The 22,289-nt window shown below is 53.7% G+C and carries 12 protein-coding genes; 4 read left to right on the top strand and 8 right to left on the bottom strand.

What is annotated here, in order from left to right; genetic code table 11:
* Window positions 1–176: 176 nt before the first annotated feature.
* The 8 genes from HWX74_RS04555 to HWX74_RS04520 form a co-directional block, all read right to left on the bottom strand.
* Window positions 177–548 carry a VOC family protein gene (locus tag HWX74_RS04555; protein WP_176012421.1) on the bottom strand — a complete coding sequence of 124 codons (372 nt, stop codon included), beginning with the start codon at window positions 546–548 and terminating at the stop codon, window positions 177–179.
* Between the two features lie 46 nt (window positions 549–594).
* Window positions 595–1,611 (bottom strand): IS110 family transposase, encoded by a 1,017-nt coding sequence (locus tag HWX74_RS04550; protein ID WP_176014518.1) that lies wholly within the window; start codon window positions 1,609–1,611, stop codon window positions 595–597.
* A gap of 258 nt (window positions 1,612–1,869) precedes the next feature.
* A complete protein-coding gene (speE, locus tag HWX74_RS04545; protein WP_176012420.1) occupies window positions 1,870–2,727 on the bottom strand; it encodes a spermidine synthase in 858 nt (285 codons plus the stop codon).
* Between the two features lie 99 nt (window positions 2,728–2,826).
* Window positions 2,827–3,648, bottom strand: a complete 822-nt coding sequence (gene speD / locus HWX74_RS04540) for an adenosylmethionine decarboxylase (protein ID WP_303048084.1) — start codon at window positions 3,646–3,648, stop codon at window positions 2,827–2,829.
* Window positions 3,649–3,651: 3 nt separating this feature from the next.
* Window positions 3,652–5,289, bottom strand: a complete 1,638-nt coding sequence (locus tag HWX74_RS04535) for a peptidylprolyl isomerase (protein ID WP_176012418.1) — start codon at window positions 5,287–5,289, stop codon at window positions 3,652–3,654.
* 202 nt (window positions 5,290–5,491) lie between these two features.
* A complete protein-coding gene (locus HWX74_RS04530) occupies window positions 5,492–7,612 on the bottom strand; it encodes an HlyD family efflux transporter periplasmic adaptor subunit (RefSeq protein WP_176012417.1) in 2,121 nt (706 codons plus the stop codon).
* Window positions 7,613–7,618: 6 nt separating this feature from the next.
* A complete protein-coding gene (locus HWX74_RS04525; protein WP_176012416.1) occupies window positions 7,619–9,028 on the bottom strand; it encodes an efflux RND transporter periplasmic adaptor subunit in 1,410 nt (469 codons plus the stop codon).
* On the bottom strand, window positions 9,025–9,867 hold the full coding sequence (locus HWX74_RS04520) for an efflux RND transporter periplasmic adaptor subunit (RefSeq protein WP_176012415.1): 843 nt from the start codon (window positions 9,865–9,867) through the stop codon (window positions 9,025–9,027). The genes HWX74_RS04525 and HWX74_RS04520 overlap by 4 nt, the downstream gene beginning before the upstream one ends.
* Before the next feature lie 227 nt (window positions 9,868–10,094).
* Here HWX74_RS04520 and HWX74_RS04515 point away from each other — a divergent pair, with 227 nt between their 5' ends.
* The 4 genes from HWX74_RS04515 to HWX74_RS04500 all read left to right on the top strand — a co-directional run bounded on the left by HWX74_RS04515 (window position 10,095) and on the right by HWX74_RS04500 (window position 22,252).
* On the top strand, window positions 10,095–10,331 hold the full coding sequence (locus HWX74_RS04515; RefSeq protein ID WP_176012414.1) for a hypothetical protein: 237 nt from the start codon (window positions 10,095–10,097) through the stop codon (window positions 10,329–10,331).
* A gap of 99 nt (window positions 10,332–10,430) precedes the next feature.
* Window positions 10,431–12,068 carry a TolC family protein gene (locus HWX74_RS04510; protein WP_176012413.1) on the top strand — a complete coding sequence of 546 codons (1,638 nt, stop codon included), beginning with the start codon at window positions 10,431–10,433 and terminating at the stop codon, window positions 12,066–12,068.
* Between the two features lie 108 nt (window positions 12,069–12,176).
* Window positions 12,177–21,485 carry a DUF4347 domain-containing protein gene (locus HWX74_RS04505; RefSeq protein WP_176012412.1) on the top strand — a complete coding sequence of 3,103 codons (9,309 nt, stop codon included), beginning with the start codon at window positions 12,177–12,179 and terminating at the stop codon, window positions 21,483–21,485.
* A 92-nt stretch (window positions 21,486–21,577) separates the two neighbouring features.
* Entirely contained in the window at window positions 21,578–22,252 is a 675-nt protein-coding gene (locus HWX74_RS04500; protein ID WP_176012411.1) for a lysophospholipid acyltransferase family protein, read from the top strand.
* Window positions 22,253–22,289: the final 37 nt, after the last annotated feature.

The following is a 22,289-nucleotide window of genomic DNA, read 5'->3' as shown; positions in this document are numbered from 1 at the left end:
ACTTAAACAAAGTGACACAGCGAAAGAGAGCACTTTATTTTGTAGCGAAAGCTACGATAATTCTCCGAATTTATCCGTAAAACTCCGCGTAGTTACCGCTTTCCGGCGGGATTTCGAGTTTGCTGTTATGGCTTGCCCTCGTAAAGATATGACCCCGGAACAACATGGTTTTGGCTTCAAAATTTCTCTGGAATGATCTCCAGCCAGTAACCGTCGGGATCGGCGATGAAATAGATTCCCATTTCCGGATTGTCGAACACGATACACTGCATCGCCTGATGTTTGGCTTTGGCTGCCGCGAAATCGTCGACGGTGAACGCCAGGTGAAACTCATTGTCGCCGAGCTCATAAGGCCGTTTCATATCGCGCAGCCAGGTCAATTCCAATTGATGCGGCGTCACCCCGTCACCCAGGTAAACCAGAATGAAACTGTGGTCTGCCGGCTCATAGCGTCTGATTTCCCGCAAGCCCAGCGCCTCTTGGTAAAATTTCAGGCTCTTTTCCAGATCCTGTACATTGAAATTGTTGTGCGCAAAACGGAATTTCATGCGTCAGTCTCCCATGATAAATTTCCACTTCGATGTCGAGAAAAACTCAATTTTTTACGAGCTTGAATTGAGTAAAATTCTCAAACATCCAATTGTTTTTTAATGTTCTATACACGATATCGAGGAATTTGCGAGCCAAGGCGATATTGGCTTTCGCACCTCCCCGCCGACTTTTTACCGATTCATGAAAGGCATTGAGATACGGGCTGTAGCGTTTGGCGATCAAAGCGCATTGCACCAAAGCGGTTCTGGCGATCTTGCTGCCGCTCTTCGTGATTCTTCCGTGGCAAACCGTGTCATTTGAATTGCTCACTCTGGGGACGATTCCGATATAAGCGGCCAACTGCTTTGCCGATCGGAAATCAGCGATATTGCCGATGGTTGCCAACAGGATCGCCGCACCTTTCGAGCCGATTCCCTTGATGGATTTCAGGTTGTCGAAGCCGTCCATCTTGCTGCCGTGATCCTCAATCGCCTTATCCAGTTTTTCAATGCTTTTGTTCAGACTGCGAATCTGTTCGACAACCACCAGCATTTCCGTGTCGGTGATCGGGTCGAAGTGATAACTCAATGCTTTCAAAAGCCCTTTCTCCGTGGACAGTTCTTCCCGTTTCAGCACGATGAAGTTAGCTGCTAACAGATTGTTGACTTTGTTTTTCAATACGGTACGCAACTGAACCAGTTTTTCCCTGGTCTGCGTCAGACTTGAAATTTTCGCCTGCAAATCGTCTTTCACTCTTACCTCCGGAAGCATATCCTTTTCCAGGAACTCCGCCAACACTTTTGCGTCATGTTTGTCCGTCTTTTTGGTGGACATGCTGATGACTTTGAACTGTGATGGATTCACCACCACCAGTCGCCCGACATGAGCTTTCAGCGAGCTGCAAAACATGAACGTATTTCCGGTCGCCTCCACCGCCATCGCCGTGTTCGGACCGAGCATTGCGGCAAAGCCCTTCAGTTCGGTAATCTCACACTTGCCGATTTTCCGTTCTTCCCCATTTACCCGGATGCAATAAGTAAAATTGTTCCGGTGCAAATCCACTCCAACAAAACTTGTCATCATTCTCTGCCTCCATTCGTTTTTCACGAATCGAAGCGGAACTGCTGTCACGGCCTCACCATCCTCCCATACAGAGTAGTCGATTAATCAGTCGCTCTCTACGGTGGCGCTCTGGTTTACAGATCTGACTAATCTCCTTTCCGGGGTCGTCATCGTTTCTGATGCGCCTCATTGAAACATTCAGTCTGCAACCTGTCCGCTTCCAAACGTGTAAGTTAATCGCCATAAATTACACGCAGAAAGCTGATTCCGCGAACGTCAGTTATTTATCATACCATCTCCTTTCAGCAATTGTTCGCCGAAATACGGCAGGACGAAACTTGCCGTATGCAGCTCCGGCGTGTAATAGCGCAACTGGGATTGCAGCGCCGCATCCGGCCGGCGAACCGGTTGCCGGACCTCCCGGCCGTCCGAGGCGACACAAACCCCGATGGAACCGGTCGGATAAGTCGGCACATAGGAGATCGCATAGCCGGAGTGAAGAAACAATTTTCCGGCGATGCTCAGCAACCGCTTGACGATGGCGGGATGGAGAAACAATGATTCCGACTGGGAGGCAATCACGCCGCCCGGCCGCAGCGAACGTTTCATGCGCAAATAGAACTCTTCGCCGAAAAGAACCTCGCCGGGGCCGACCGGATCGGTGGAATCGACGATGATGACATCATAATAACCCTGCCGGTCGCGGACGAATTCGTTGCCGTCGGCGACGTGGATATTAACCCGCGGATCATCGTAGCCGCAGGCCAGCGACGGCAGATACTTGCGGCAGACGTCGATGACCATCCGGTCGATTTCACAGATGTCGATGAGCTGGACACCGGCATGGCGGGCGATTTCGCGCAACACTCCGCCGTCGCCGCCGCCGATGACCAGTACCCGTTCCGGAGCCGGATGGGAAAACAGCGGCAGATGCGCCATCATTTCCTGATAGGCGAATTCATCGTATTCGGTCAATTGGATGATACCGTCGAGAAGCATGATCTTCCCGACTTTATAGGTATCGTAAATTTCGATCTTCTGATAGTCGCTCTGCGCAACGTACAGTTCTTCCTTGATCTCGATGGTGGTTCCGAATCCGTTGGCGGCTTCAGTAACCCAGCGGTTTCCACTCATGACTGATTCTCCCCTCTAAACTTGTTGCATCATCATGCAAATAGACCATTGCATCCGGCTTTGCAAACCCCATTGACCGGGAAAACCGATAAACTGACGTTATTGCCGAAGCCCGACCTGCATGCGGTAGTATTTCCCTTTGAAAAATGAAATGGCGAATTCCGCCGCCTGGCGCGGTTCGAAAAATTTGCAGCTGAACACGTCCAGATACGCCGTATTGGTGTGATTGGCGAAATGTCCGGAAATCAGCGACGTTTCCAGCATCTGCATCATGCTGAATCCTTCTCCCTTGACGGTATCGCTGAAATTGACCACTGCACATTCGCCGTACGGCTTCAAGCCGATTTGCGCACACATTTCCCGGACGAATTCTTTGACGATCGCTTCGTCGCGGATCAATTCCGGATCGCACTGGTAGAGGTCGATCGTCGTCTGCAGCCCCCAGGCGCTGGCACTTTCGAAACGGGTCCGCCAGGAAAGCGCGTACAAATAGGTGCGGTCTTCCATCGTCGGCACCAGCCGCTCGATGCCGTTGTTGCTGACGATGCCGCGATTCATCACGCTGGAGATCACCATGCCGAGCGATTTCATGTCGTCCCGCAGACTGTCGACCGCCTTTTGGAAGGAGATATTTTCGCCGCAGGTGAAAATATCGACTGCGGCATAGTCGAATTCCGGCCAGGCGTGAACCGAGAAATGCGATTCCGCAATGATGACGAAGCCGCTGACTCCCTGCGGTTCAAAGGAGTGGAAATTGGAGTCCAGCACGGTGGCGCCGCTGACTTTGGCCGCGTGAATGAACAATTCCTTCATCCGCTGCGCATCAGCCAGAATTGCCGAGTCGCAGTCGTAATATTCGATGGTCATGTGTTTGCCGAGGGCATACTCCTGAGGCCCCCGGAGAGAAACGGCATCCCCCACGGTTCAATTGCCTTTCTGTTTGTACTGGAAACAGTTGGCGCCTACGAAATTCTGAAATTCCACCGCGGCAGCCTGCTGCCGGTTCTGGCGATAAAGCGCCTCGAGAAAACTCAGCTGGTCGGGCGCGATGCTTTCCGGCACGGTACGCTCCGCCAGGTAAATCAGCATATAACCGTTGCCGGAGGTTTCCGGCGCGGATACCCGGCCGACCTGCAAACGGGAGGCGGTATAAGCCGTCAGCATCGCCTCGAAGGTAGTCGGCTGGGTCGCACTGGAGATAACCGGCTTTTCCTCAAATTTGACCGGTTTGCCGTCGGTGACCGCCTGCCGCAATTCTTCCGGCGTCATCGCCTGTAAGGTTTTGGCCGCCTCTTCCGCCGCCGCCTGCGCCAGTTTATCCGCTTCGGAGGCCAGATAATCGTGGCGGACCTGATCGCCGACCGCCTCGAAGTCTGCCGCCTGGGCCGGCTGCACGGCGGAAACGAATCCGACATAGACTGCCGATTCGCCGGCGACCGGTTCGGAAACCGGGACCGCCTCATCGGCTCTGGCAATCGCTTCGATCAGTTTCGGTTCCGCCAGTTCGCCGATGCTCTGGGCATCCGCGGCGAAAAAGTCGGTGGCGATCACCGGCCAATGGTATTCCGCCGCCTGTTTGCGGAAGACTTCCACTTGATCTTTCTGGGCATCGGAAACCATTTCGAATGCCACATCGGCGAAGTTCCGCGCCTGTTGCAGCGCCAGTTCTTTCGCTTTGGCGGCAATATAAGCCGCCCGCGCCATTTGCTCGCCTTTGCCGTCGAAAGGCTCCGCCGTGCCGGTTTCGCTGTTGGTGAACTGTTGCGGATTGGTGTCGTAATATTTTTTCACCGCTTCCGGCGTGGCGCTTTTGGCCGCGGCGCTCAGAATGGCCGGCGTCTTATAGGAAATTTCCGCGATTTCCGCTTTGAATTTGGCCGGCTGGATATAACGCGGCTGCGGGCCTTCCTGGCATTCGGTGAAATACTGTTGCAGTTGCTCGTCGGTCGGATTTACCTGTTTTTCGAAATCGACGGTGTTGAAATAGGCCACCAGCGGGTGCAATTCCGCATTGCGCTGCAGCGCAAACAGCTCCACTTCATTCGGGGTGATGATGACGTTGTTGAAAATTTCATCCTGGACGCGTTGAAGCGTCAGCATCAGGCGGATCGCATTGTCGCAATCCTCACCGGTCACCCCTTTCTCCTGCAGGAAGGTATTGAAAAGCGTCTGGTCGAATTTGCCGTCTTTCTGGAATTGCGGAAGCGCGATGATGAAATCGGCGATTTCCTGATCGCTGATCCGGATACCCCGGGCTTCGGCGGCGGCCGTCCAGCACATGATCTCGAAGGCCTGCTCGGACAACCGGTCGGCGGAAGGCAATTGACCCATCTGGATCAAATAGAAAATCTGCATCAGACGAACCTCTTTGGCAACGTCCTTGTAGGTTACTTTCTTGCCGAAGATGGAACCGACCTGTTCCGAATCGCCGCCGGGAAACAGCGCCGTCAGGCCGCTCGGCGACAGAAAACCGACAAAAGTGATAATGATAACGACGGTGATGACACCGAAAAGCACCCGGCTGTGCTTGGCGAAAACAGTGTTGATTTTGCTGATTGCCATCTCTTGTTTACATTCCCTGAATATATTGATCTTGATAAAATTTTCGGTTCCGGTTGTAACATCGCTTTCGATATTTACATAATCATTTAATGTAGAATGGAATGGCCGTTTTCGCAAGTCGGCAAGCCGGAAAATGCCGATTTTTATTGCGGCGGAAGGGGGAGGACGCGCCGCTGAAACCGCCGGGTGGTTCCCGGAACGGTCAGAAAGAGAGTTCCCGGCGCAGAACCTGGACGGTGTCACGGAGAATATTGCCGCCGACGCTGGAAAATTTCCGCAGGTAGACATTGCCGGTACGGCCGATCGGCAGCGCCGGCGCGTTGTCGAGCGCCACGGTGATCTCATAACATCCCTGCGCCGGCAGAAAACGGCCGTCCTCGGTCGGCACGCTCAACACCGGTCCGCCGAAGACGCTCAATAGCGGTGACGGCGCAAACTCTTCCGGCACCGGCTTGATCCGGACGATGCGGCCCGGATAACGGGTCAACTCCCGGTTGAGAACGACGGTTACCCGGTCGTCGAGGCGGATGGATTGAATGTCGTTTTCGTCCAGATAGGCGACGATGAAACGTTCCCGGGGATCGAAAACTTCGCCGAGCAGTTCGCCGCGGTTGATCCATTGTCCCGGTTTGAGGTATTGGTTGTGAAGCGCGAAAACACCGTCCAGATTGCTCAGCGTGTTGAGCTGCGCTTCCTTGCGCTCCAGCTCCGCCAGCATGGTATGGTTGTTGTCCAGCGCCTGGCGGATGATATCGACTTCCCCGAGCCGGTCGGCATTGCGCTGGGCCTGGTCCAGTTCCGTCAGGCTGAGTGCTTCGTCCAGCTCCGCTTCCCGATGCCGCCACTCGAGGAATGGATTGCGCAGCGAGTAAAGCAGATCGCCGCGTTTTACCAGCCGGCCGTCTTCAACCGGCATCGTTTCCAGAAAACCGCTGATGGAGGCGTATACCATCATGCTGTTGGCCGCTTTGACCTCACAGGGCGCCGTGACGTTCCAGGGCAGCGGCAATACCAGGAGAAGCACGATGCATAACGTGCCGGTCAATGACAGCAGAACATTGCGGTTGCGCATCTGGCGGCGGCTCATGTACAGAAATTTCCCTTCGTCGTAAATCGGTTTGAGGATCAACAGATAAACTTCCAGTGACAGCAATACTATACCCAGCGTTTTGGTAAAGTTAAAGTAGACAATCAAAATAATCGACGTATAAAGAAAAATCCGATAGGTGAAGGCGGAGATGCCGTAAAAGAACAAGCCGGCCCGCTGTTTGGCCGGCATGGGTTCCACCGGCAGCGGCAGCCCGAACAGGTGGCGCCGCCAGAAGGATTTCAACAGGTCCGTACCGCGGCGTTGCAGATTGTCGAGGTTGAGCAGGTCCATCAGCAGATAGTAGCCGTCATAACGGATGAACGGATTGCCGTTGATGAAGACGGTGTTGATGATGCTGACGGCAAAGATATAGTAGGAAACCGTGCTGGTCAGGCCGGGACGTGAAAAACTCCAGACCAACGCCGCCAAGCCGCCGATGACCAGTTCGCTGAAAATGCCGGCCCCGTCGATCAAAAAGCGGCGCCGGCGGTCGGTAATCCGCCAACTGTCGGTCAGATCCGTATAAAAACGCGGCAGAAAAAAGACGAAGGCGATTCCCATGCGGCGGACCCGGCAGCCGGCGCTTTTGGCGGTATAGGCGTGAGCGAATTCATGGATGACCTTGATGACGGTGACGGCAATCGAGTAACGAATGAATCCCTGCAACGAAATGGAGGCGACGAACATGTCGGCGAAGCGGTCGTAGTTGACGATCAGGCCGAGATAGCCGATGGCGACCAGGGTCCATAACAACAGGAACGTCCAATGGTTGAAGATCTTGGTGACTGCCCCGACGGTGCGGTTCAGGAAACGGTCCGGGCGCAACAGCGGGATCCGGAAGAACAGGTAACTGGACAGGGCGATCTGCAGCAGCAGTTTGCGCTTGAACGCCCGGGCCTGTAGAACCTTGCGTTCGGTAAGCTGGTAGCTGACTTTCATCAGATTGCTCTGCTGCAGAAAACTGAGCAGTTTCAAAACCTCTTCGCGGGAGGCGCTGACGCCGGCTCTTTTCAATTTCTCCAGAAACGCGTCCAACGTCGGATTGCCGGTCAAAAGCCGGATGATCTGATAATTCGACTCCGTCAACCGGAAATAAGTGTCGGCGACCGGGTCGAAGATCAGATAGCTCGGCATGCCGTTGCCGTCGGCTTCGCCGGGCAACAGTTCCAAATCATACCGCAGTTCTCCGACGTGCGGCTGCTGCGGTTCCGGCTTGAGAGATTGGGCGTCCATAGCTGATTACAGTTGCCGGTACCAGAGCAGCAAATTGCGGAAGAGGTAGTAGCCGAGTGAAACCCGGTCGCCGGAGATGCGGGCGATGCCGCGCATCCCGCAGATCAGTTCGGCCGCATCGATATCCGGTTTCACCTTGATCAGATAACAGAACAGTTTCCGTTCGGTCAATACCGGTTTCGGACTGATGCTGATGACTTTGGAGGCGATCGGCAGTTCCGGCCGGGAATGCAGATACAACGTGACCGAATAGCCGTTTTGCAATACCGAAGAATATCGTTCGTCGAGATAAATCATCGCAGCCAGTTCGGTGGTGCTGGATACCTCGAACAATTTTTCGCCGGCCCGCACCGCCTTGCCTTCCATTTTATCGGCGTCGCCGATGTCGAGAATGCCGTCGGTTTCGGCCAGGACGCTGCTGCGTTTCAGATACCATTGGTTGCGTTTGATTTCGATGTCGCTCCTCGCCTGCTGCAGTTCCAGCAGTTTGATTTTGCCCCGCTGGTTGATATCCCGGAAGGATATCCGCTGGGTCAAATCCAGTTGGGCCGACGTTTTGTTGTAGTCATTTTGCGCCGCGGCCAGGCTGAACTGCCGTTCTTCGGTGTTGAATTGCAGGACCGGCTCGCCGCGTTTCACCAGGGTGCCGCTGCGGAAAAAGCACTTTTCGATAACCCCGTCGAACGGGGAATAGACGATGGAGGCATTTTCCGGCACGATCTCGAATTCGGCGGAGACCTTTTGCGGAATCCGGACGATGACGCAGGCCAGAGCGAACAGCAACAGCAGCATCAGAAAAATGCGCGACGGTTTGAACATTTTCCGCCGGTCCATCACCTGCTGCACCAGCGTCGTTTTCCGCTCGTTTAAAATATAGAAGAGCGACTCGGCATAATGTTCGCTCAGCAATGCCAGCAGTGCCGGCGCAATGACGGCTTGCTCCTTCTTGGCGAACTCCACCACCCACAACAGGGTGGTGTCGGCATTTTCATCCGTGCCGGCCGGCCGCAGCGGGACGAAATAGATCGCTTCGGAAACTTCGTTGAAGTAACCGAACGCCTCCTCGACGGCGGCGGACGACGGCAATGACTCCTGCAAATTTTCGTCGAGCAGGGTAATTTTTTTCAACGAAGTCAACTCACGGGCCGCGATGCAGAGGTTCAAGGCGAATTCGGAATTGGCGTTGACTTCGCTCTGCCCGCTGACCGCCAGCACGGTCGGCATTGCACTGCGCAGGTCGATCAGGCTGGAACGGTCGTACGGAATTGCCAGTACACTGTTGTTGACGACATGAATGGCCCATTCTTTCAGCGTGTGTTTGGTGAACGCTTCATGTCCGAGGCGGAGAATGGCCGACAGCGCGTTGAGTTTGCCTTTGACCAGCAAAAGTTCGCGGGCGGGATCGGCGGCGCTCATGGGCGGCCCCCGGCCTGCTTGGCATCCAGTTGCTGTGGCGTGGCGCCGGCTGTCACGGTAACGCCGGAGAGATATCCCGACATCCCGGCGGCGAGTTTGCCGTCCCGGTTGGGGAGCAGGGCCCGGATTTCGAACGTCCGGCTGTTGAAATCGACTTCACCGGCAATTTCATAGACGACGGCGCGATGCGTGGTGTGAGTCTCTTCGACGGTGATCTCGATCTCCTGACCGATTTTGACCTGATTTTTCAATTGACTCGGCAGATAGAGGATGGCCAGCAGCTGGCGGTCGTCGATGATGTAGAGCAACGGCTGTCCGGCCCGGACGAATTCGTGCTCCTGCAGCTCTTTGCGGATCAGCCGGCCGGCGAACGGCGCGACGATTTTACAGGCGTCGAGATCCCGCTGAGCCAGTTGGTAATTGGCCTGGTGAAATTGCAATTTGCTGGTGTTGACCTCCAGTTCCAGCTGGGCCTGTTCCAGCTCCTGCTGCCCGCCGACTCCTTTGGCCAGCAGTTCCTCGGCCCGTTTGACGTTGCTGACGGAGAAGTCGTAGGAGCTTTGGGCCTCCGCCAGCGCCGCCGCCGCTTTTTCCAGCTGCTGCTTGTAGATGGCGTCATCCAGTTGCAGCAGCACGGCATCGGTTTCAAAAGCGTCGCCTATTTTGTAATGATAAGATTCCAGGGTGCTTTCCACCCGGCTGCTGATGGTCGCCTGGCGGAATGGAAACAGCACGACTTTGGCGGTCAACGGATCGGTGGACGCGAAAAGCAATTCCGGCAGCACCGTCCAGAACAGCACCGCAGCAAGAATCGATGGCATTTTTAACTGAAAAAACATGTTCTCTCCGAAAATTGTTGAAAATCGACCGGCATGATCCGTCTAATTTAAATAAATATATCCGGCAAAGTGTCTATCGCAATACTTTGAAGCATTTTTTCGGGTAAAAATTTGGAAAAGAATGTTTTTTTTGAATTTTGCCGGTTTGCAATTCATTGTTTTCGTGATATTGGTAGTTAATGGGAATGAATATCTAATCATGGATAACCAGCAAAAGGGAATTGGGCATGGGTGAAAAATCGGAAATTTTTGCTGACGGTATCGGTCAGATTCATTTTGCGGGAGGCATGGTGCGTTTCGATTTCGTGACGCTGCAACCCCAGGGGGAAGGCGAGCCGACAGCGGAATATCAGCAACGGGTGATCATGCCGCCCCAGGGGTTTCTGAATGCGTTTCAGTCGATGCAGCAATTGATCGATAAGCTTCTGGAAGCAGGTGTGTTGCAGCGTTCCGCCAAGCAATGAGGGCGGAAGGCGGGGGATTGATATATTCAATTGGCGATTAAGAAAGTAATTTTGGGCAATAAATCAAAGATTTAAGGATTGGCAGAAGGGGTACCCACCATGTTGAAAGATTTTCGGGTTCTGTCGGGATTGACCATCGCGGTGTTGTTGGCCGGCGGTTGCCGCAGTGCGGAAGAGTATGAAGCGGAGCGTTTCTCCAAAGTGCCGCAGGCGATTGAAAAGATTACCAATGGCAAGGTGTTGCCGGAGGGCACGGTATTGACGCTGCAGGACTGTATGCGCATGGCGATCGAGAACAACCGTGACTTGCGCGTCTACGAGCAGAAGCAGAAAGTTGCCAAAGAGAAGATTTACGCCGAAGTCATGGGCATGCTGCCGGATTTGACGGTGACCAATGACATCACCGGCCGGAACAATACGCCGGCGTCTTCCAGTGAAAACGTCACCGGCGGCACCGGCGGCACCTACAGCGCCAGCCAGAGCAGCGACCGCAATGTCAACAATCTGAAAGTGGAAATGGCGTTGAGCGCGCTCGACTTCGGTTTGTCCTATTTGAATGCGGCGCAGGCGGAAGACTATTCGTTGATCGAAGATCAGCAGTTGCGGCGCGCCAAGCAGAACCTGATGCTGGATGTCGTGCGCACTTATTATCGGGTGGCGGCGACTCAGGATGCGATCGAGACCACCAATGCGCTGTTGGAGAAATGCAAACAGGTCGAAGTGGCTCTCGAAGACCTGGCGCAGAATAGGACGCTCTCGCCGTTGCGGCTCAGCGATGAAGCCAAGCGTTTCTACCGGCTGGAAAAGCAGTTGATGGAGTACCGCCGCAATTACAACAATGCGTGCATTGAATTGCGCGCGTTGATGGGCTACCTGCCGATCAGCGATATCAAAGTCGATACCAGCCTGATCAAGAACATGCAGATCAAAGAGTTGCCGGATATCAACCTGCTGGAGAAGATTGCCTTGACCCAGCGTCCGGAGCTCTACCAGTTGGATATCCAGACCAACATCATGGTCAATGAATCCCGCAAAACTCTGTTGATGATGTTCCCGAACGTCAAGGCGTTCGTCGACTGGAACAACAGCAACAACTCCTTCCTCTACCATCAGTCCTGGTGGGAAATCGGGGCGGTGGCTGCGTATAACCTGCTGAAATTGCCGCAGAATATCTACCGTTACCGGGCGCAGCGCGAGCAGGTCAATGAAATTGACGAGCGGACGCTGGCGTTGTCCATCGGCGTGATGTCCCAGGTGCGTATCGCTCATGCCAACATCATCGAAGTCAAGGAGCAGTTTGAACTGGATGATAAAATTGCGCAGAAATTCGCGATGCACGCCAAAATGGCGCGGGAATCCTACAAGGCCGGCGGTGCGCTGACCCAGTTGGAACTGGACCGTCTGGAATTGGAAGCGGCGGAAGCGGAGATCGACCGGATGTTGTCGCTGTCGAATTACTACGTTGCTTACCAGCGGTTGATCAATGCGGTCGGCGTCGATAACATCGACCCGGAAACGGTCGGCCTGCTGGAAAAGAAAATCGCCGAGGCGGAAGCCAAAGAGCACGCGTTGAGTGAGCGCGAAAAACAGGCGATTGCCAATGTTCAGAACAGTGTGAAGGACAACGGCCAGGTGATGTTCAAAGGCGTGGTGGTCGGCGAGAATACGCTTTCTCCGGAAATGCGGGACCGGCTCAATGCGTTGGTGCCGCAGGAAGAGGCGGATGCCGCGTTGTGACGCGGCCGGTGAAATTGAATTTAGCACAAGAGTGACAGAGAAAATATCAAGTCGACTGGTCGGCACAGTCGGCAATGATGATGGTAAGATAACAATTGAGGGCTAATCATGTATCAGCTTGAAGATCGAATCCTTTTTGATGGTGCGGCCGTATTTGATGCGGCGGCGGCGGCGGCGGCGCAGGAAACGGCCGATGCGGCGGCGGCGGCGGAACCCGGCGAAAACGGCGGGGAACACCAGGACGGCAATAATCATCACGACGGAGCTCAGCAGCATCAGCAGGGCGCCGGCGTGCAGGTTACTCCGGAGGGATTGGACAATCTGACCGGCGAGCATGGGATTGATGTTGGTGCCCTTGGCGACTATTACCAGAAAACCCTGGCCGAACATGGTAAAGTCAATATCCTGCTGGTTTCTTCCACGCTTGAAAATGCCGACGCCCTCATTCAAGCCGCGGATAGCGATACCATCATCATCAAATATGACGCGCATGAGACGACTGCCGCTCAATTGATCCAGCAACTCAACGAGGCGCTGGGTGGCGAGAAAGCCGATTCGATCGGATTTTTGACTGCCGGAGAAGACGGCAGCGTGGAAATTTTTGCCGATGGCGCGACGACGCTGGATTCGCTCCACGATCAGGTGCAGCAGGATTTCTGGAGCAATATCGAGAATATGTTGTCCGCTGACGGCCGGGTGGATTTGTTTGCCTCGAATGTCGCGTCGGGTGACGACGGCAAGGCGTTGGTCGATGCGATTGCCGATTTGACCGATCATACGGTGGCGGCGAGCGACGATGTGACCGGCGACGCCGATGCCGGCGGCAATTGGGCGCTGGAATATGTGACCGACGGCGGCAGCGGCGATGTGATCTCCGAATATTTTGATGTCGCGCAATTGGACAGTTTTGACCACCGGCTCGAAGAACCGACCGAGGTGGTGTTTATCGAATCGTCGGTGGCCGGCAAAGAGGACATCATCAATTCACTCGGCAAGCATGCCGAAGTGGTCATTCTGGACCCGGGCAATGGGTTCGACCAGATTACCGAATACCTGGCGGATCGCACTGATATCGACAGCATTCATATTTTCAGCCACGGCAACGATGGCTTCATCAATCTCGGTGATCAGCAGATCAATGCTGATTTCCTGCAGCATCATGCCGATGATCTGGCGGCGTGGGGCGATGCGATGACCGAGCATGGCGACATCCTGCTCTACGGTTGCAACGTCGCTGAAACCGATGCGGGACAGCATTTTGTCGACCAGTTGGCGCATTATACCGGCGCCGATGTGGCCGCTTCCGACAACGCAGTCGGCGCCAAGGGCGACTGGGTGATGGAGTATACCACCGGAGCGATTGAAGCGGCGGTGGTTGTGGTGGCCGACTACGATTATTCGTTGACCAACTGGGTGATCAACAGTATTCGTGATATTGATCCGCAGTTGAACGATCCGGGCGAGATCACTTTGCGTTATGCGTTGGCCAATGCGGCCGATGGCGATTTGATCAGTTTTGCCGCCCTGAGCGGGATGATCGACAAAACGGATCCTGATGGCAATCCTTATGCCGGCACGACAATTACGATCAATGCCGAATTGGGACAGTTTGAAATCAATAATTGCGTGACGATCAACGGTTCTATTGACCTTGGGAATGGGGTTTATACTCCGGCAACGATTAACGCCGCGGACAACTCTCGGGTATTTTATATCAATGCCACACCGACCAGCGATGGAACGATTGTCAATCTCCAAAAGATGATTATTACCGGTGGTCATGCTTCCACCGCGGATATCACCGATCCGGCGGCCGGTAACGGCGGTGGGGTTTATATCACTTCCAACAGCGAAGTCAATATGTGGCAGGTTCAGGTGGAAGGTAATCGGGCCGATCTGGATGGCGGCGGTATTTACAATACCGGTAAATTAACCTTCTGGGGACAGGTTGAGAGCTATTTTATTGCTGATATCATGTCTAATGTGGCTGGCAACTCCGGTGGCGGCATTTTCAATAGCTCCAGTGGTGATTTGTATATTTACGGTCATGATATGGATATCTCTGTCTTTTCCAATACTGCGGAAAACGGTTCCGGTGGCGCTATTTACAGTGCAGCCGATTTTGTTGCCTATCATGTTTATGTTGCAGGCAACAGTGCAGTAAATGGTAATGGTGGTGGTATCGCGGTTAATGGCGGTACGGGAGAAACTATCATGATCTGGGTTGACGTTGCTGACAATCGTGCCGGTAACGGTGGTGGAATCAGTTATGAGCAGGGAAATTCTCTGTCACTTTACAACTGCCGGGTAGATTCCAATACAGCCCTGCAGGATGGTGGCGGTATTTATTTTGTTCATAATAGCGGTCATCTGAAAATGGATGTCACCCCGACTTCCGGAATACTGATGCCGGATGGGAAATATGTCGGTGTTGCCAATATCGAAAATAGTGTTTCCGGCAATGAAGCTGTTAATGGTTCTGGCGGTGGGCTATATATTGGGTATAGTGGTGATGTGAGTTTTTTCCTAGCCAATATCAACAATAACTTCGCTTATGTTGATGGTGGTGGTATTTATATGGCCAATGCGGGTGATCTGGCCTTGGAAGATTCCGAGCTTAGTTACGGACGGGCGGGTACTGGCGATGGCGGTGGTATCTGGTATGATGGCGGCGGTGATGGTACCGGAACTTTGTCGATTAAGACCAGCATGATTGCCTATTCGCTGGCTGGAGCGACCGGAGTTGATGGTTCCGGCGGCGGGATCTATCAGATTGCCGGTTCCCTGTTGCTGGAAAATGTGACAATGGCTTTCAATGCCGCCAACTTGAATGGCGGTGCCGTTTATCTTGGCACTGGCACTTTGAGTGCTTATTTTGTGACTTTTGCCTATAATGGCGTGGATTGGGGTGAGGGGGCACAGATTTACGTTGCCGGAGCCGCGGGGCAGACCGATCAGGTTAGCATCGTCAATACGATCATTTATAACGACAAAAATGACTATTGGGGGTACGAGAATCTTGCTTCTCAGATCCGTCTTTCTGAAAATCGGAAAGTCGTACAGTTCGAGAATAATATTTACAGTCATTATTATCTCGACAGCGCTCAACTTGGCAAGTATGCTTTGACGGTTGCGGAAATGGGGGGAGCGCAGAAGGTTGCCGCTAATCGCCTGATCGGCTCTTCTGAAGCGAAAATGCTGGAAATTCAGCAAAATTTGTATCTGGATACCGAATTGAAATATCATGCCAATTACCGGACCAAGGCTCTGGCAATCCTTTACAAGGAGAGTTGGGCTTATACCGGCGGTATTGCAGTGAGCGGTATCGACTATGACCAGCGCGGCAACAACCGGGTGGGTTATGGTGCCGATGGGAAATTGAACGAGGCCCCGAGTATCGGTGCTTTTGAGCCGATCTTTTATGTGACGGTGAACAGTAAAGACGATGATTCTCGAATGTATTATGGTCATAGTGTGGAGACGGATGGTTTTGTGCTCATTCACGATGACCAGGGACGTTATCTGAAGTATGCATTGCAGGATGGAATGACCCTCCGGGAAGCGATGTACTGGATGGATACTTATGATCGTTCTGCCGCTTTCGAGGCCAAGGTGTATGATGGCGATCGCTTTGTCAAATTTGACAGCACGGTATTTTCCGCTGAGAATGAGGACAATATCATCCAGTTGAAATACGGGGCGGTCTATGTGGTTTGGAATAAGGAGATCATGGTCAGTTCGGTGGCCAAGAACGACCCGAATGATCCGAACGATTACAATGACCGGCCGGATAACATTTACTGGTCACAGGATGTCTCCTACCGGGTGACGGTCGACGGTGGCAAAAACAATGCCGACAGCGCGAAGGATCAGGTGTTCTATTTCTCCCGCGGGACGAATGTGATTCTGAATAATTTAAATATTCAGAATGGTTTCGTTAACCGGGATATTGATACCTATGGAAATCTGGCCGGTGGCGGCGGTATTTACAATCTGGGCCGGTTGGTCTTGAACAATATTTTGGTTGTCAACAATGAAGCACACAATACCGGCGGGAATGGTCCCTATAGCAATTCCGGCTTGGGTGGCGGCATTTACAATGGCTTGGGTGCGGAGTTATATCTGTATGATACCACGGTGCGGGGCAATTCAGCCAATATGTCCTCTGATCAAGACCATGTGGTGACCCATACCGGTTTGGGCGGTGGTATCTACAATGAAGGATTGGTGGTCATTGAGCGTTCCAATCTCTCTGGAAACAAGGTCAACGGCGCGGCGGTGGATTATTCAAGCGATTCAGCCAAGGGCGGTGGCATTTACAATCTGGGACAGCTCTATATTGCCAATACGACGATCGCTCAGAATGAAGTATCTGTCAACAAGTTCATGGAAAACGATACCGGTAGCGGTGCGGCAATTTATAACGCCGGAGGTTTGATCTGTTCTTATTACAATACGATTGTTTATAACACTTCAGTAATCAATAATCCTGGTGAAGCCGCCGATGGGAAATATGATTTCCTCGGCGCGGTTGCGGTGATTAACGGAGAATTGAATCTCTCCAATACGATTCTGGCGTACAATCGGCTTGAACTGATGTCCAGCCCGGCGGGACTGGAAGTGATCGATTTGTATGTCGGTGACAAAGTTTCGGTGAAAGTTGATAAAGAAAATGGTAGCGATGCGACGCACAATGTAATCGGCGGTTATCGTGGTTCTTTCGATTGGAGTGCGGAAGGTTTGTCCAATATCGTTGGAGATTCGACAGGCTCCATCAAAAATTTGAATTTGGATACGGAAATGCGTTACAATGGCGGATTGACCAAATCCTATCGGGTGATGGATGGCAGTATTCTGCTGGGTGCCGGTTCGGTGATTGTCAATGCCGCGCCTTTCCATTACCTGGACACCGATCAGCGCCATGTCAATCGTGACCAGAAAGATCGTTATGGAAGCACCAATCGCAATATCGGCTCTTACGAATCTTTGACGGAAATTGTGGTCAAGGATAATGCTGACATTGATCCGGGCGTGATGGTCGATGGTTATGATTTCGAGCATGATGTATCGCTGTCCGATCCGGACCGTATCTGGAATTTGCGCGAAGCGTTGCAGTATATTGACGCCGATGGCGTCATTACGTTTGACCGGACTGCCGAAACGTGGACGGCGGATACCATCGCCTTGGTGCACGGTCAAGTCAATATTTCTCATGGGATTCTGATCGACGGAAATTTGGGAGACGGAATTCGGCTGACGATTGAAGGGAATGGTGACAGCCGGATCTTCAATATTGCCAGCACTTATACTGCTCAGACGCTGATTGATGTGACCCTGGCCAATCTGATTTTGACCGGCGGGTCGGCGAATGGCTCGGGGGCGGCCGGTAACGGCGGCGCGATCTATGCGAAAGAGAATTTGACGTTGAGCAACGTCTTGGTCGATGGTAATAAAGCGGCTAATTTCGGCGGCGGTATTTTCTCGGCGATCGGCAGCATTACGCTGAAAGATGGTACGGTGGTTTCTCATAATACCGCTTATCAGGGCGGCGGTCTCTATGTCGATGCGTCTCAGGTCGGTTTGAAGATTGATCAGAGCATGGTGATTTACAATACTGCAGCGATCAGCGGTGGCGGTATTTATCTGGTTGGTGCCGATTCTAATATTAACCGGAGCACAATCGGTTACAATACCGCGACTCAAGGCAATGGCGGCGGCATTTATTCGCAGGCGTCGGATTTGACGATAGTCAACTCGACGTTGAGCAACAACACTTCCGGCATGAATGGTGGAGCTATCGCCTATACGGGTGGCGGTCAGTTGAACATCAATTTTGCGACGATTGCCAACAATGTCAGCGGTACTTACAATCATGTTCAGAATTTGGGCGGTGGTCTGTATCAAAGTGCCGGTGAATTGGTATTGACCAATAGTGTTGTCGCCCAGAATTACACGACGAATGCCGACGGTAGCCAGGTGCGCAATGACCTTTATATTGCGCGCAGTGTCGGTATGGATATTCGGTACAGTGCGTTGGGCGTTTTCAACTTCTCCAGCAGTCTGGTCAATGGAGCCGATCTGAATAACCTGTTGTTTGTCGACAATCCTGACAAGGCGGGTGAATATGCCTGGAGTGAGTTGAAGCTCGATACGGTCTTGACCCCGGTCGACGGCGGTACGATGATCGTGACGGTATTCAACGGCAGTGCGCTGATCGGCAAGGGTAATTCCAACGACCCGGTGAAGGTGACGGTTGACCAGAACGGGGCGGAGCGTCCGAATAGTGCGACGATCGGCGCCGTTGAAATGGAAACCACCAAATATATCTATCAGGGCGATTTGCATGGCGGCGGCGTTTACAACCTCGATAACTGGTTGAGCGAGGATGGCCGGAACCCGAAGAGTTGGGACAATGCGACCTTCGTGATCGACGGCGCTTTGACCCAGGTGGTGGCATTTGACGATGCCGGGCAGGTCTGGGGCGCCGGAAAACGTACTGATCTGGAAATCATCAACGATGCCCAGGTGACGATTGCCGATGATGCGGAAGTGCAGGCGACGGCGGAAGTCGGCGATAGCAGCTCGCTGGTGGTGCTGGGATTGTTCAACGGTGCCATTACGATCAACGATACGGCGACCTTGACGCTGACATCGCTGCAGACCGACAACATTTCGTTGACGGTTTCCGACAATGCAACCGATTCGACGGTGATTTACAACTACGCCGGCACGGAAACGCAGACGGTGCTGGCCGGCAACTATGGCAACCTGACGCTGACGGACAGCGACAAAGCTTGTTCGACCAACATTACCGTCAACGGCGACCTGACGATGGGTGATGTGACGTTGAGTGCCGGCAGTGTGGTCGTTTACGGCAATGTCTATGCGGCCGGCGCTGTCGGCGGCGATATCGTCGCGGCTTCCGGGGTTGTCATTGGCGATGGCTCTCGGCAGGTCGAGGTTACACTCAATTCGGTGGAAGCGATGGGCAATGTTGATATCGTCCTAGGCTCCCAGTCTAGTTTGTCTGTCGGAGAGATCAATACTGCCATCGGCAGCGTCGATATTACCTTGGGCAGCGGTTCCACGTTGGCAGTCGATGAGCTTCATTCTGCGGTCGGCAGCGTGTTGATGGATGGCGGCGGCGCTGCGATTGACGTAAAGAATATTTCTGCCGGTACGCAGGTGGAAATTACCAATGCCGGCAGCGTCAGCGTAGGTTCGGTGACTGCTGTTAAGGTGGATATCGAAGCGTTTGCCGATGTCACGGTCGATTCTTTCACGGCGACCGGCGGCAGCAGTTCGATCGTTTCCGAGTCCGGCCGGGTATTCCTGACGGATGTCTTTGTCAACGGTGTGTTTTCCGCCTACAGCGGCGGCGGCAATCTGAGCATTGCCGGCGGCGGCGAAATCTATGCGCAAAAGGGTGTCAATCTGGTCAGCGAAAACTGGATTCTGGTTGATGACCATGCGGTCATTTCCGCCGGACGCGGCTCCGATGTTGTGTTGCGCGCCGAGATGATCAATTTGTCTAACGCGCAGGTCGGAAATACGGACAAGACCAATATGGTGATGTGGACCGGCGACCTCAATGCTTTCGGCGACAATGCAATTTACGCCGGCGGTATTGAATTCGACAGTGATGCCTATATCAATGTCAGCGATTACTCGAGCTTGTTCTTCTACACCGGCCAGCGGGGAATTGAGTTGACCGGCGATGCTTCGCAGAGCACCGGCGAGGTGGTGTTCGATGTGAACAATATCACGGTGGCGGATACCGGGACGATCGGTTTCGTTTCCGACGGCGCGATTTCGCTGACCAACATTGCCGGCACGGCGGCCGACGGCATCCGCGGTACGCTGCTGGTCAACGGCAGCGATGTGATCATCAGCGATGTGGAATTCAATTATGCCAATCTGATTTTCGAAGGCAATATTACGTTGCGCGGCGATTTCCTGACGCAGCACGATGTCGATTTCCGCGGCAATGTCAAATTGGATGCGCCGGGACGGACGATTACGGTGACTTCCGAACAGGGGTCGGTATCGATGAGCGGCACGGTGGAAGCGCTGAATGGCGAAGGACTGGTGCTGGATGCCGAAACGTTCGCCCGCATCGGCAATATGCTGAATCTGAGCAGTCTGGAAGTGCACGCCAACGACGCCATCTATCTCAATGGCGTGGTTCGGACGACTGGTGCGATCACGTTGCACAATGATGTCGTGCTGGAGGGCGATTCCGGCCTGTATGGACAGAGCCTGCTGGTGGAAGGCGATTTGCAGATGGACCACAATTTGACGGTCAATGTCAATGACGGACGCATCGACGGTTCGCTGTACATGCAGAGTTCCCAGCCGTTGACGCTGGCGCTGACCGGCGCTCTGGCCATCGGCCAGGACGTGGTGCTCAGTTGCGCGGCCGGGGCGACCTTTACCGGTGGCCGGCTCGATATTGGCGGTGATTTCCGGTTCGACGAAGGCAGACTGGCGGTGGAAAACGGTTCGATCTGGATCCGCGGCAGCCAGAATTCTTCGGCGGATCGTTATTTCATGACCAATGGAAACGGCCTGGTATATCTCAACCTCACCGCCGGCAGCACCGCCGATCTCTACATCGGCGATGCGACGCATGTGACGACGGTCACTTTGACGGCGGCGCCGGGTGAAGGCAGTGAAATGATCGGAGTCGGCACCTTTACGCCGGTGACCGATGTCGGTACGCCGAATGGCGGTCCGCTGTTCAGTTATGACACGGTGGTCAACCGGGTGTGGACGATTGTCCGTGACGGCAGCGGTTTGGATCTGTCGATGACGATTACGCCGGACAAATCGGAAATCGGCCAGGGATTGGGCGATCAGGGCAAGTTGTTTGTCTACCGCGACGGCTGGAAACAGGCGGATGGCTTGGTGGCGACAGGCAGTTATGCAATCGGCCTCAATGAAAAATCGTTCGATGGACCGTATGCGCCGCACGGCTTGAATGCCTGGCAGTTCAATGATTATTCGATGCGGCTGCACGACATTATGCTGCCGCGTCCGAAACTGGATGAAGGCGAACGCAGTTGGCAGTTGATGTCGCAGGAGTGGCGTTCGCAGCTTGAAACCAATCCGCTTGGCGGCCAGGTGCCGCCGCTGGGGACGACCTACGATATGCTGCTGGCGGTGCAGGGCCGGATCAGTTTGACCGATGGTTTGTCGGTCTATGGTTCGCCGCTGGGGCCGGATGAGCTCGGAATTGTTGACCTGATGGATCTGGATGATACCAACAACGATCCGTTGGTGGAAGAGGCGACCGACGACAAAGCGGCGCTGGAAGCGTTGCTGTCGGAGTTGGCGGAACGGGAATATCTGCAGGAGAAACACCCGGCCTTCCGCAGTGATGTCGATCGGATGCTGGATATGATTCTGGCGTCGTAAATCGTAGTCGAACGGCAGAAATTGCCGACAATGTATGCGCTCCAAATGTCGGATGATGTTTGGAGCGCATTGTTTTCTCGCATGGAGTGAATATGGGAATATTGAAGAAGAAATTCCGGAAAATCCAGAAATTGCCGACCTGGCTTTTCTGGCTGCCGGCCAGATTGCTGCAGTTGATCGGCCATGGATTGTACCGGGTGAGGATTGTTGATCCGCATGATTATATCCACCAGGCGCGCGGCAATGTGGTGGTTACCTGGCACAATCGTCTGCTGTTTTTTCCGGTCTTGATGCCGAAGGTGGCCCGGCAGCGGACCGTGGCGGTGGTCAGTCCGTCCCGCGACGGGCAGTATATCACCGATTTGATCTCTTTTCTGCAAGTCAAAAGTTTGCGCGGTTCGTCGAAATCGCGCGGCGCCCATGCCCAGCTGGAAGCGGTGCGGGCGATTCGCAACGGCTATCATGTCGCTTTCACGCCGGACGGCCCGCGCGGGCCGAAATACCGCATGAGCCGCGGCCCGATTCATCTGGCCGGCGTTACCGGCGTCGGAATCATTCCCCTGAGTGTCAATGCTTCGCGTTATTGGGAAATTAAAAGCTGGGACCGCTTTCAAATTCCGAAGCCGGGGGCGACGCTGACGCTGGTGCTCGGTGAAATGATGCAGGTGCCGGAAGCGGTGGACGATAACCGGCTGGAAGAATATCGGGAACAGCTGGAGCGGCGGCTGATGGCCATAACCGTCGATGTCCCGCCGAAGACAAGTTGAAAAAATCGGCTTTGGGAGTACATTATCTTTGAGTATC

Origin of the sequence: Victivallis sp. Marseille-Q1083 (assembly GCF_903645315.1) — a bacterium.
In the GTDB taxonomy this organism is placed as follows: domain Bacteria; phylum Verrucomicrobiota; class Lentisphaeria; order Victivallales; family Victivallaceae; genus UMGS1518.
This window is presented reverse-complemented; position numbering and strand designations above follow the sequence as displayed.